12 protein-coding genes and 1 CRISPR repeat array are annotated in these 13,248 nt (G+C 34.0%); all 12 genes read right to left on the bottom strand.

Features of this window, described 5'->3' with window-relative positions; all coding sequences use genetic code 11:
* The coding region (locus BUB87_RS14785; RefSeq protein ID WP_234946030.1) for a hypothetical protein at nt 1-196 on the bottom strand (196 nt) is incomplete at its 3' end.
* Nucleotides 197-609: 413 nt separating this feature from the next.
* Entirely contained in the window at nt 610-828 is a 219-nt protein-coding gene (locus tag BUB87_RS15100; RefSeq protein WP_407641841.1) for an MASE3 domain-containing protein, read from the bottom strand.
* A gap of 454 nt (nt 829-1,282) precedes the next feature.
* Nucleotides 1,283-2,247: direct repeats of the CRISPR family, unit length 30 nt; unit sequence ATTTCAATTCCACAATGGTCCGATTGAAAC.
* A 253-nt stretch (nt 2,248-2,500) separates the two neighbouring features.
* On the bottom strand, nt 2,501-3,172 hold the full coding sequence (locus tag BUB87_RS11140; RefSeq protein ID WP_073345404.1) for a hypothetical protein: 672 nt from the start codon (nt 3,170-3,172) through the stop codon (nt 2,501-2,503).
* A 73-nt stretch (nt 3,173-3,245) separates the two neighbouring features.
* A complete protein-coding gene (locus BUB87_RS11135) occupies nt 3,246-4,004 on the bottom strand; it encodes a TSUP family transporter (RefSeq protein WP_073345401.1) in 759 nt (252 codons plus the stop codon).
* A 142-nt stretch (nt 4,005-4,146) separates the two neighbouring features.
* Complete coding sequence (locus BUB87_RS11130) at nt 4,147-6,186, bottom strand: beta-galactosidase (RefSeq protein WP_159432410.1); 2,040 nt, start codon at nt 6,184-6,186, stop codon at nt 4,147-4,149.
* Between the two features lie 193 nt (nt 6,187-6,379).
* Nucleotides 6,380-6,880, bottom strand: a complete 501-nt coding sequence (locus BUB87_RS11125) for an ECF transporter S component (protein ID WP_073345396.1) — start codon at nt 6,878-6,880, stop codon at nt 6,380-6,382.
* 109 nt (nt 6,881-6,989) lie between these two features.
* Nucleotides 6,990-7,502 (bottom strand): transcription repressor NadR, encoded by a 513-nt coding sequence (locus BUB87_RS11120; protein WP_073345394.1) that lies wholly within the window; start codon nt 7,500-7,502, stop codon nt 6,990-6,992.
* 39 nt (nt 7,503-7,541) lie between these two features.
* A complete protein-coding gene (locus BUB87_RS11115; RefSeq protein ID WP_159432409.1) occupies nt 7,542-10,793 on the bottom strand; it encodes an ABC transporter permease in 3,252 nt (1,083 codons plus the stop codon).
* Nucleotides 10,793-11,497: an ABC transporter ATP-binding protein gene (locus BUB87_RS11110; protein WP_073345389.1), complete on the bottom strand. Its 705-nt coding sequence runs from the start codon at nt 11,495-11,497 to the stop codon at nt 10,793-10,795. The genes BUB87_RS11115 and BUB87_RS11110 overlap by 1 nt, the downstream gene beginning before the upstream one ends.
* Nucleotides 11,498-11,620: 123 nt before the next feature.
* Entirely contained in the window at nt 11,621-12,220 is a 600-nt protein-coding gene (locus BUB87_RS11105; RefSeq protein WP_073345386.1) for a TetR/AcrR family transcriptional regulator, read from the bottom strand.
* A gap of 70 nt (nt 12,221-12,290) precedes the next feature.
* Nucleotides 12,291-12,815, bottom strand: coding sequence for an FmdE family protein (locus BUB87_RS11100; protein ID WP_073345383.1), 525 nt, complete (start codon nt 12,813-12,815; stop codon nt 12,291-12,293).
* A gap of 15 nt (nt 12,816-12,830) precedes the next feature.
* Entirely contained in the window at nt 12,831-13,247 is a 417-nt protein-coding gene (gene tsaA / locus BUB87_RS11095; RefSeq protein ID WP_073345381.1) for a tRNA (N6-threonylcarbamoyladenosine(37)-N6)-methyltransferase TrmO, read from the bottom strand.
* Nucleotide 13,248 lies beyond the last annotated feature (1 nt).

Raw genomic sequence — 13,248 nt, 5'->3', positions numbered from 1 at the left:
TTTTCTCGAATTGACGTGCTATGCTATCTTTTTTATCATTAAGGAAGATTGATAAATACAAATTTCTATTGTTCAACAGTAATTCGATATAAGTATTAATAAGCTGGGTATATAGTTTTTGAATTTTTAGAAGCTCGTCCAATTTAATTCTTGTAGGTTTTCCATACAAAAATACACTTTTTGTATGTTCGCTCACATGATCACCTCCTTCCTGCTTATATTTTAGCACATATTCCCTTTGCCCGCTGAATTCCGTCTTTCATCTCTCCAATGAATTGGAGAGGATTCCCGCTGGTTCTTCTTAAAGGAAAAAAATCCGTGTTCCATGCAAAACTCAGTTCAGCTACACCTGACAGTATCGCACTAAGAGAAACAAAAGGTACTTTCTTCATCAAAAAAGCTATAATAAAAAAACTGTTGTGTAAATTATTTCGATAGCTGTTTTTAAAGGTGCTATATGGTCATGGCTATAAAAAATACGAGTGTGACTTAATCCTTCCGCAAATATTATAACAGCTAGCGCAATCAAAGGAAGGTAAATAACTCCCTTCGGGGTTTTGAAATATTTTTCCCGTGCTCTATACATCAATGTGGTAAAAACCATGCCCATCAAAAAAACCCACGCGTAAACATCCAAAATTCTGTTGATAGTGCTGGATTGTTATAAATATAACCAGGGTAAGTAATTGCGTGAGCAAATTCAAGAGCAGCTGTTCCAAGGAAGGTAAAACCTAACAATTCTAAAAATGGATACTTTTCCCCTCTTGGAAATATCACGAAGATATTAAACATCACTACCAGAAGAAAAATAGTGAAAATTTCCCATATAAAGTGGGTTATGTAGTTGTAACCAAAAAAATACTCGCCAACAGGCTAATCCAAAATACTGCTAATAAAAAAATACCCTCATGCATACAAACACACCAACACCTTATCGAGGCCATATTATATCATGTCAGCCTTTTCGTTTCAAGTCCTTGCTTTGCGTGGGGGTGATTATGTTGTGATAATGTCATCTTGTAAATTATTTTAACAAAATGTCACTATGAAAAACGAGGTGCGTTATCTCATGGTACAGGAAAAAGTGAAAAGGTACAAAATAATTTAATTTTTTAATCTCAAAATGCCAGCTGTACAAGCATTTTGAAATGCGATAATTGACTCGGTTATTTGACCTTTTTAAGGTGACATTTTCATAAAATATTGACAATCCTCGCTTTACGTGAGGTATTTAGTTTGTAAAAATTTTTAAATTAAAATAAATATTCAATCAGCTTTTCTGATTTCAATTCCACAATGGTCCGATTGAAACAACTCATTAACTGGGCACGCGATGTAAAATATACCAAATTTCAATTCCACAATGGTCCGATTGAAACTTTAGGCCTGCAATATATTCCTTCCATCCATTGCTATATTTCAATTCCACATTGGCCCGATTGAAACATGCATGTAGATCCAACAACAGGTGAGATTATACAGCTATTTCAATTCCACTATGGTCCGATTGAAACCGCAATTCCGGAGTTGAAAGGCATGTCCAAAATTCACATTTCAATTCCACAATGGTCCGATTGAAACTGGGTTTATGCCGCGAGGGAATAACCAGTACGGTTCATTTCAATTCCACAATGGTCCGATTGAAACTGATGCTTTAGCACCAGCAGCACTTGAACTTGCACATTTCAATTCCACAATGGTCCGATTGAAACATCGTATGGGAAATTAGAAGTTATTAAAAAGAAGGAATTTCAATTCCACAATGGTCCGATTGAAACTATACTTGCTGATGATACTGGAATGGGAAAAACTGCTAATTTCAATTCCACAATGGTCCGATTGAAACTTATAGTAATTAATGAGGGGATCAAAACAGCTACTAATTTCAATTCCACAATGGTCCGATTGAAACTGTATACGGCGATGTTGGCGCAAAAGTACGGACTCATATTTCAATTCCACAATGGTCCGATTGAAACATTGTCAATGAAGCTCTTGACTTTGCGACACAGCAAATTTCAATTCCACAATGGTCCGATTGAAACCAATTGGACGTGCCATCAACGGAAATAGCAAATGTGGATTTCAATTCCACAATGGTCCGATTGAAACAGAGTAAAAATGCAGAGTTCAGATGAGAACAGGTACGATTTCAATTCCACAATGGTCCGATTGAAACTCAATGCTCCGTTGGGTTCATATACAGGCAATTTGCAAATTTCAATTCCACAATGGTCCGATTGAAACCCACTAAAAAACACGTATAACATGAGGGTTTTTAATACCCTCTCCCAGTATAAAATTCTCGTCAACCTCAGATAATGCAAAAATTCTCATCCGTTGACAAACTTAATACTCTTTAAAGTTTATTTTACCATACTTTAGATATATATGTCAATATTTGATACTCCCTTCTCCATAAATTGTGATAGTATATACCATATATACCTGACGTATTATCGCCTTGAATACACGAAACTTGTCTAATTGATAGTGTGTTTTACGCATCTTTTTCGTTCATTCCTATTACGTTTATCTCTTCCAAAGCAGGAAATTCATAAATATCCAGCGGTATCTCCTGCAGAAGTTTTATGGTCCCTTCAAAATCGCATCGAAAATTAAGGTGATGCTCAGATAATATCCTCTCCAGTGACATGTTTTCCCATTCTACCCATCTGGCATACCTCGAACGCTCTTCTATATATTGCTGCATAACCTCTTTTTTATCAACATTGCTCATAACCTCATCGCAAATATAAAAATTACAGACGTAGTTGCGATATACAGGTGGAAGGGTACACCCATATCCACTCTTAACAAATGGACAGGCTCTAAAGAAAATGGTCTTATCTTTTATACCATCATCCTCTGGACCATTTTTCAAGTACTCTAAATAGCCTTCCCGGTCAAAATATCCTTTTGCGTGTAAGTAATAGTTATAAATGACTGTTCCAGGATTATCAACTATTCGCTTCAACACTTGTAAACCGTCAACTGATTTGACCATTCTATGTATGTCTATAAGTTCAAATTTCGGAAAATATGAACAGCACCCTCGCATTTTTATGCTGCAATAGCTTATCCCCATTTTACTAGTACAGTGATTGCAGGAAGTACAGATATAGCGGGCATAACCTAAATATTCATAGCGTTCCAGATAGATTTTATCCATTGTTTCACCCCTATACCATTTTTAACTTTCTGCAGATACTTTATATGTATTTTTTTGTATTTTATGTATGCCATCAGTGTATAACATCAAAAATCATCTTTGCTGCATATAAAAATGTCACTGAAACAAGAAGAGGCTTTATCAGTTTTGCTCCATTTTTTATTGCAACTTTTGTTCCCAATCTCGCACCGAATATCATCGCAGCTGCCATTGGTATAGCTACAGAATACATAATTTTCCCATTTAAAGAAAACAGAATCACTGATGTTATATTACTAACAAAATTAAGTATTTTACCGTTTCCAGCGCTTATTTTAAAATCGTAATTTAAAAGCGTTAAAAATAAAAATATATAAAAAGAGCCTGTACCTGGACCAAAAAAACCATCATAAAATCCAAGTGCTATTGATATTATAAGGCCTATTGTAATAGTTTTCTTATTTACGCCTTCAAATTTATTTTCACTACCGATATTCTTAGCCAAAAGCGTATACAATGCGACAAAAATCATCAAGACAATTATAATAATTCTCAAATGTGAACTGTTAATAAAAAGCACTGTTTTGACACCAATTGCTGCACCAATTAGTGTACCAAAAACAAGATATCTCAAAAGACTATAATCAAATATCCTGTACCTTATAAATGTCAGAGAACTTGTAAAAGATGCACATGTTGACGCAAATTTGTTTGTACCGAGTGCAAAAACAGGAGGTACACCCAAGATCATAAGTCCTGGTAAACTTATTATACCACCTCCGCCAGCTATAGAATCAATAAATGCAGCAGTAAATCCTATAAAACACAACGCTATTATATACTCAATTGACAACTATATCACCTCAAATGTTAGCACAATAGGGCTCAATTTTATTGGAACATTTATACTCATAAGTAACCTTCTGTCTTTAAGCAGTGTCTCTTTTAACTTAACCTCTTTTTCGTAAACTACTCCCTCCAAATAAATCTATTTTCTATACATCAAACCATATTATGTCATAAGCTTGAATAATAAAGTTGTATGATTTATCAAATATCTTTATCCTTGCATTTACCGGCATCGGGTGGTAATTCATAACAAATGCCTTTTTCATCCCATCTTCTCCTGTTCTAACGATTACACGTACATCATTGTTTGCTTCTAAGAATCGCTTTACACCGAGTTCATCAAATATATTCTTGATTATTATATACTGGTCATCAAAACAATAATTTATGTTAAATCCAATATATACAACCTTACCATTGCCAATTTTCTTCGCTATTATAACCGGCTTATTTTCAACACTATTTGCTATTACTTTGCAATCTGTACTGCATTTTACCATTAAAGGCAGTTCATAATCATTTCCAGTATAATAATCAACTCCATTAATCACCACCTTGGGCTGATCGCTTCTTTCTTCTGCTTCAATACCAAATTCACTCTTTAAAATATCTACCTTTCTGCCCACAGTATCCTTCTCTGGAAGCGCACCTGACAATATCAATTTTCCACCAGATTCTACAAAATTTATAAGCTTTTGCTGTGTCTCTCCATCCATTACCTTATCAGAACATACCCAGATAAAAGGATACTGAAGTAATTCATCGACCGTACGTTTTTTAAGATCAACTACTTTGTATGAAATATTAAAGTTAAACAACATATGAGCCAGTTCATGCTCTACGTTCCTATCCTCAACTATGCCCAAGGCCATTTCATACTTTTTTGTGCTGTGCAAAAGCCACTTGTCATGGCCGAATAATTTTAATGCCTTCTGTATTGCAAAATAGTTTTCTCTTAATTCACCTTTGTCCGTTATAGGCGTCTGGTAATATATGCTGTCCTGCATAGACCCTAAACCATGAGGATTAACACCACTCATGATATTAAAACCATTAAGACCTTTGAATCCCTCAATCAATGCCCAGGCATACCATAGATACAGATGTGAGCCATAAACCCTAGGATAATCGTGTAGCATCCCAGCTTCAAATTCGAGAATTGTTTCAGGCCCTTCTATCGCTTCACTAAGCAATTCATGCACATATTCAATATCAAATGAAAGGGTCGCCGAATCAAATGTCAGAGACTTATGTAAATTGTAATATGAATCCACACCCAAAAGAGTATTCGGACATTTTTTTGCAGACGGTTTTAACCTGAATATATAATTTCCACTGGCTGCATTTATGGTAAAATAGCCATCTATACCGTAACTTTTTAACGTATCTTGTAAAAACACAAAATACTGAGGCAGGTAAAAATTGTAGTAAAATTCATATTCATCTATCTTCCATTGTTCTGATGTTATATCCACATTTTGCGGACTAATGTCTTCAAATTGACTATAATTGCTTCCATATGCGTTGTTTAATGCCTTTATATCTTTATACTTATTTCGCAAAAATGTAGAAAAATAACCGTCTTTATGACCATATCTCATGGTCTCAGGATTCTGGTCAAAACCGCCACGCCATTCTTGTATTCCCGGAACCTCATTGTCTAATTGTACAAATATTATCGGCCCACCATTTGAGTACAGGTATGGTTTTAAAACATCGGCTACATTCTTATACCATATCTCTACACGACTTCTAAAATCCGGGTGCATATAGGAAACAGCATCCTTTATTACCTTATATTCTTTACCATTCCACCTTACTCCCCTTGCCTGTGGGTATTTTTCTATAAACCATTGAGGTATCCCGGCATTTAAAGTTTCATTATAAACATATGGACCGGGTCTTACAATTGCAAACATATTTTCTTCCTTAATAAGTTCAAGCCATAATTTTAAATTAAATCGACGATTCGTACTTCCGTCAAAATCGAATTTATCCTCCTGATATTCGTGTACAATCCATGGGATATAAAAACTCACAGTATTAAGCCCCATACTTTTTGCATGTCTTAAGCATTTTCTCCAGTAATCTGGTTCAACTCTATAATATGGCATTTCACCTGACAACAAATGAGCATCTTCGCCACTTATTTTAAATTGCTTGTGTTCTATTCTGAACAAGTCCACCACCTTCTCACCTCTCACTTTACTAGGGGTAATCTTTTACCATAACAACCCATAACATCTACCTCTATACTTATTACTTTTACACAAATTCTACACAAATCACAAAATTCCTTCTTTGTGCTTATATAGCATATATGGTTTATAATTTTCACAAAAAAAGAATGTCCCAAAATCAGGACATTCATAGAAAAAGCTAACTTCTTGTATTGATAGGTCTTAATCGTAAAATAGGATTTAATGCATAAAAAACGGCTATTGCAATTAATGAATCTATAGTATGGTGAATCATTGTCCCTATTCCTATAACCACAAAAGCTTTGTAAAAATCAAACCCAAAGGGCATTACAACAACAGCTTCCAAAACCGCATGTATGGGAAGTATTGCTGCCAAAGCTACAGGAAAAGAATATCCTTTTTGTATCATTTTTGCCCCTACATATCCAAATGCTGCGTGAACCGCCGCTCTCGCCGCTATTATAGGACCTAACTTGATCAGAAATCCTATTGCAGACCCAATACCCACAAATACCGCCGTCGAAGGACTTATAAGCATTGCCAGCATCACAGGTACGTGAGATGCCAGTGTAGCCGAAAAAGGCGGTATAACTATTCCCAATACTCCTCCAAAAGCTAAGGGTATAAGTATTGAGAGTGCCGTTAAAAGTCCTCCAATTGTAATTTCTCTCGCTTTCACATTAAAACCTCCGATATTTATATTTTTATATTCATAGTATACACAGGTGTATATACATGTGTCAAGAATAAAATAACCACTTATTAAATTAAATAAGTGGTTATCCTTCTTATTCTATTAAAAAACCTTTTTCTTTTAATACCTTATGTATCCTGCTTAACACCGCTTCATTATCTGCTTCAACAGTATGAAGATGCACTCCTTCTGTAAGCGAAGATAAAAGTGTGGCTTTGCCTTCTTTTACAAACTCCATAAACTTGCTTACATCATATCTTGAGGAAAGCATTAAAACCCCTTTTAACTCGCCATAAAAAGGATGTTCTATGATTACATCCAACACCTTGCCTCCATTGTCGACTATAAGGTTTAATTCTTCTTCCGTTCTGTCGCATCCATGTTTAACAGCAAAAACTCTTTTTACCGAATTTTCTTTTTCAAGATCTAATACATAACCTTGAGGAGTAGACAATATCCTAATACCTTTAGCTCTCAAAATAGCTATATCTTGAACTATGACCTGTCTTGTGACACCAAGCAGTTTGGCAAGGTCAGACCCCGATATGGCTTCTTTGGCATTTTTTAATATTTCAATTATTTTGGTCCTTCTCTCTTCTGCTATCATGATTCTTCACCTTTTTTATTGTACCACAATGCAGTTATTTTAGTCTATCTCAGGACTTTTAAGCGATTGAACCATATCAACCCTTTTAAGCTGAAAATGAACTACAATGCTTACAAGTGCTGAAAATCCAATCGTTATAAGCGCGGAATATAAAAAGCTTATTGGCTTTATATTGCGTCCAAACATGAGTATTTCAACCTCTGCTGTCGTCATGACATATCTATGTAAAAAAACCCCCATGATAAGGCCTAATAAAATACCGATTATAGTAAGAATTGCATTTTCCCTAATGACATACATAGAAACTTCATGATCATACAACCCTAACACTTTCATTGTCGCAAGTTCTCTGATTCTCTCAGTTATATTTATATTTGAAAGATTGTACAATACTACAAAAGCAAGGGATCCGGCAGAAACAATTAGAACTAAAACGACAGACAGTAAATTATTTATAACGTCTTGAAATATCTTATTTACTGAAGAAGTAAAATTCACTGTCATAACCGCCGGCGATTTTAATATTTTCTGAGATAAATCATCTTCTAATGACTTGGAACTTCCGATAGTTTTTGATACTATTTCATTTAAATCCGGCTTTTTGTTAAATAACTTTTTATAAAGCGCAGAGCTCATATAAACATAATGATGTATATAATTTTCAGTAATACCAGTAACCTTTACTTTTGCTTCTTTGCCATCCCCATTTTTTAAATAAATATATTCACCTGCTTTGACACCAAGCATATTTGAAAGCTTTTCAGTAATAACAACTCCATTATCAGTCAATGAAATTGGAGTGCCATTACTTCTATTTCTCAATACTACGAAGTCTTTAAATTTCTCTTTATCCGCAGTGACAACAAGAAAAGCACTTTTTTTGGCCCTGTTATATGTTACATCTATATTCGATTGACTAAGCAACATGCTTTCCTTTATGCGCCTATCCCTATTTATAATTGTCATCAGTTCTGTTATATCGTTTGGTGAAGCATCACTCTTAAAAGTTGTAACCATCTGATATTTAAAAATTTCATTGAATTGTTTTGTTGCAATAGTACTTATCGAATCTCTTATACCAAATCCTGTAAGCAACAGCGCTGTACAACCTCCTATGCCAAAAACCGTCATAAAAAATCTCTTCTTATATCTAAATAAATTTCTCGCAGTTACTTTTTGAATAAAATTCAAGCGGGACCATATGAAGTTTATTCTTTCTAGCAAAACTCTTTTTCCAGCCACCGGCGCTTTTAACCTCATTAAAGCAGCAGGAGTTTCTTTTAAATCGCTAAGGCATACCAAAATAGTAACAATGGTAGTAGATATTAATGCCATTGTTATTCCCAAAACTGCATAATAAATATTAAACTCGGTTATAATTGAAGGCAATGTGTACATCATACTATATGCCTCAAAAATTATCCTTGGCAATATATTAAAACCGAGAAATAACCCTATAATACCCCCCAATATTGTTGCAACAGCTGAATATATAATAAATTTAAGCATAATAGCAAATTTGCTATAGCCAAGAGCTTTTAATATACCCATTTGTGTACGTTGTTCTTCCACCATCCTAGTCATCGTTGTAAGGCTGACAAGTGCCGCAACGAGGAAAAAGATTGTAGGAAATACATTGCCCAATGCTTTTATTCTGTCTGCTTCATCACCAAACTCGACAAAGCCTATATTCGATTTTCTGTCCAATACATACCATATAGGCTTTTTCATTTCATTCAGCTTTTTCTCGGCCGATGCTATTTTATTTTTTGCTTGACTTATTTCCCGGTCAAATTCATTTTTGCTGTCTTGATACTTCTTTTCCTCAATACTTAACTGTTTTTCAGCGTCGGCTATTTGTTTTCTTGCTTTCTCTAATTCCTTTTGACCCTCAATTTTCATTTTATTAAGCGCATTTTCTTGCGCAACAAGTTCTCTTTTAGAAATCTCTAGTTTTTCTTTGGCATTTGCAAGCTTGACTTTCTCTTCTTCCAGTTGTTTCCTATTAGTTTGCAAAGCTTGCTTATTTGCGTCAAGTACGGCTTTTTGCTTCAATATATTTTCAATTTGAGTATTCAATTGATCTATCTTGGGTTTGAGTTGTGCTGTTAACGTAGGGTCATTGTTTATCGCGGCATTTAATTGGTCTAATGAATTTTTAAGCGTATCATATTGGTCATTTAGTTTTTTAACATTAGCGTCATAATTCAACTGTTTTTCTTCATTATCGAGTTTAGCTTCAGCAGCATTTAAATCAGCCTCATTCTGCGCTAATTTATCCTGCATCTCTTTTATCTGTTTTTTCCACTCTTCAATTCGTTTTTCGCCATTATTTATTTGTTCATTATATTTAATCTGTTTTTCATATATTTCCTGTTTAAAATTGTTCAGCTGTATACGGGCCTGATTTAGTTTATCTTGAGCTTCTGATAGCTCCTTTTTATATTTACTTTCTTTTGCTGCAAGAGCTTTTTTGGCATCCTCTATTTCTTTTTGGGCCTGATTTTTTATATCGTTATACCTTATTTCGCTGCGTTTTTTACCTAATTTAACCAGATCGTCTTTTACTGGTTTTATAAAATTATAGTATTCATCTGAATAACTAAAAAGCCTTTTTGCATTATTCACTAAAACATATATTTCAGTATACGAACTCATTGAAAAGGCGGTTTTGGGCACCATCATAAAAGCTTGAATCTGTCCATTTCCCACAGTGCTTGGCCCTCTATCTCTTGATATATAATAAGGAGATTCAACTATTCCGACGATTTTAAACTTATTATTTTTAAGATTTTTTTGATTTTGTGACCCTAAGTTTAAAGTGACAGTATCACCAATAGAATACCCAAGGTCTTTGAGAAATTTTAATTCTACTACGCATTCTGAATCATTTTCAGGAAACCTGCCTTTTATAAGCTTAGGTTTATTTATATACACATTACTATACCTTACTTTTTCAAAATCGATTCCATTAACTTTAATTGCAAATCCCTTATTGCCTTTATTTACAACTGCATCTATAGAATAAGTAGGCTCAACATTTTCCACACCTTTTATCTTGCTTATACTATCAGCATCACTTTGCGTAAGTCCCATAGTTGAAATAATTTGTATATCCATCAGATTATAATCATCTGCATATTTGTCGGCAGTAAGTTTCATATCTCGGCTCGCTGCTTTTATACCGCCAAACACTCCGACGCCCATTAAAACGATAAAAAACAAAGATAAAAATCTCTTTTTCGTACGAATAATCTCTCTTATTATATCTTTTAACAGAGATTTTCCCATTACCATTCTATCCTTTCTATAGGAACTGGCCTGTCATTGACAACTATATTTTCAACTTTGCCACTCTTAATATTGATAACCTTATCTGCCATAGGAGTTATTGCTTTATTATGCGTTATTATGACTACTGTCATTCCCATACGTCTACATGTGTTATGTAACAATTTTAGAATTGCTCTTCCCGTCTTATAGTCTAGTGCACCAGTTGGTTCATCACATAAAAGAAGTTTAGGATTTTTCACAAGAGCTCTTGCTATTGCTACCCTCTGCTGTTCACCGCCAGATAATTGTGAAGGAAAATTATTAAGCCTCTCAAATAGTCCTACATCTTTAAGAACCTCTACAGGATCCAGTGGATTATTACAGATCTCTGCCGCAAGTTCTACATTTTCTAATGCTGTAAGGTTTGGTATTAAATTATAAAACTGAAAAACAAAACCTATATCTTTCCTCCTATATTCTGTTAGCTGCCGAGAATTATACTTATTTATTTCATTGCCGTCAACAAATATTTGGCCTTCATCACACGTGTCCATTCCGCCCAACATATTTAAAATAGTCGTCTTACCTGCACCACTTTCACCCACTATTACGACAAATTCACCTTTTTCTATATTAAAACTTACTCCTGAAACTGCATTAATAGTAATTTCACCCATCTTATACCTTTTTACAATATTGTTTACTTCTACAAAGCTTCTCATAATATCTACCTTCAATTATTAATTTAGTGAATATAATATAAACACTTGTTTAAAATACTTGTTTTAATTTTAGCACAATAAAATTTTTCAGTCAACACAGTATAATGTACATTAAAATATTTTTTATTTTAGTATGCTTGCAATAAGTAGTTTTATATATTGTCTAAGTTCTTCTGGGTCATCCATATTTAAAATGCTTTTTTTGTCACCATACATGTCTATAACGATATGATTTATAACGGTACCTAATATTCCTGAAAAAAGTTGCATGTATTTAAAATTTAAAACTTTACTATCTTCTATGTTAGTTATTTTCTTTATTATATCTTTTATTATTTTTTGTATCTCATCGTTTAAATATATCTTTTTTATTATCACAGGATTATAGTTTTTATCATCATTTGTCAACTTTACTATAATGGCAATAAGCGCAGGATATTTAAACATGTATTCTACTAAATTTATAGACCATTTAAATAACTTATCTTCCAAATCTAAATTATCATCTCTAAGAATATCATAACTTGATTTAAACAGCTTTTCTGCATAATAATTTTCCACTTCTTTTAATAAATTGTTTTTATTCCCAAAATAATAATTTATCGATGCTACATTAACACCAGCTTTTTCAGTTATTTCTCTTATGGTCGCTTCACCTTTCACGCCAACTATATCAATAGTCGCACTTAAAATCTTTTCTTTTGTTTCTGATTCATAATTCATATGGATCACTCTTTCAAAAAAGTCTAAAATAATAATAGCATAAATACCATTCCTTCATCAACTGTGTATCTTATGGGTATTTTATACACTCTTCAAAACAATCAAGACAAACTTTTTTGCCTTCCATAAGCCTTACCCTACTTTCTGCAGCGTATTCACCACATAATTCACATTGTATCGATCTATATATTTTTGCTTTTTCAGGTATTCCATAACCAGGTTGTTTAAAGTCAAAAATGTCTTCTAAAGGCGCATTTAACAAATATTCCTGCCATTCTTTTCTGTTCTTGCCAACATTAAAAGCTTTTAAAACTATCCTTATGCCTTCATTGGTATCCCTTCTGAAAAAAGTAAAAGCCTGCTTGCCCCTGTCTCTAAAAACAAGGTTTCCCTTCCCAAAAGTACATCCAGTCATATATTGTACTGCATCGACACCACAAGCATTATTTTCTGTAACACACACCACTTCTTCATCTATTGAAAATGTGAGATTTAATTTTTGAATAGCCGCTTCACAAGCTCTAAAACCTATAGCAAGGCCTGGACATTCATGGCCATGAAATGCTACGCATTTTTCCCATAACTCTTTATCCATGTCATTTTCCTCCTCTTATAAAGTATCATCAGGGCCTTTAATACTGTCAAGGTCGTAGACATATGGTTTTATATCCAGTAAAGGACTTCCATCTAATGCGTCTATTCCTTTGACGTACAGCTTATTTCCTTCAACTTTTAGAAGGTCAACTACACAAAAAGCGATAGGATTAGGCCGTGAAGGAGAACGAGTGGAAAATACCCCCTTTATCTCTGGTCCAAAAGGGGTCGTAGTTTTTAGCACATCCCGTCTTCCTAAATGACACCAATAAAGAACAATCAAGTGCTTTTTATTCTTTATATCTTGAAGCCCCTCTTCAAACTCAGGGTATATCTCCAGTATCGCCTCTTTGTCTGACAGTCTTCCCTGTCTGGGAGCTTCCTCTCGTTTGGAATACTGGCTGTGTATTACACCAATAGATACAAGTTTCAAA

The sequence above is a fragment of the Caldanaerobius fijiensis DSM 17918 genome (assembly GCF_900129075.1).
Taxonomy (GTDB): domain Bacteria; phylum Bacillota; class Thermoanaerobacteria; order Thermoanaerobacterales; family Caldanaerobiaceae; genus Caldanaerobius; species Caldanaerobius fijiensis.
Note: the sequence above shows the minus strand (reverse complement) of the source record. Positions and strands in the feature narration are given on the sequence as shown.

Bases quoted from the DNA above. Each gene is read 5' to 3' on its own strand.
- BUB87_RS11140 (WP_073345404.1), bottom strand. From the start codon at position 3,172: ATGGATAAAATCTATCTGGAACGCTATGAATATTTAGGTTATGCCCGC.
- BUB87_RS11120 (WP_073345394.1), bottom strand. From the start codon at position 7,502: ATGATAGCAGAAGAGAGAAGGACCAAAATAATTGAAATATTAAAAAAT.
- BUB87_RS11115 (WP_159432409.1), bottom strand. From the start codon at position 10,793: ATGGGAAAATCTCTGTTAAAAGATATAATAAGAGAGATTATTCGTACG.
- BUB87_RS11110 (WP_073345389.1), bottom strand. From the start codon at position 11,497: ATGAGAAGCTTTGTAGAAGTAAACAATATTGTAAAAAGGTATAAGATG.
- BUB87_RS11105 (WP_073345386.1), bottom strand. From the start codon at position 12,220: ATGAATTATGAATCAGAAACAAAAGAAAAGATTTTAAGTGCGACTATT.
- BUB87_RS11100 (WP_073345383.1), bottom strand. From the start codon at position 12,815: ATGGATAAAGAGTTATGGGAAAAATGCGTAGCATTTCATGGCCATGAA.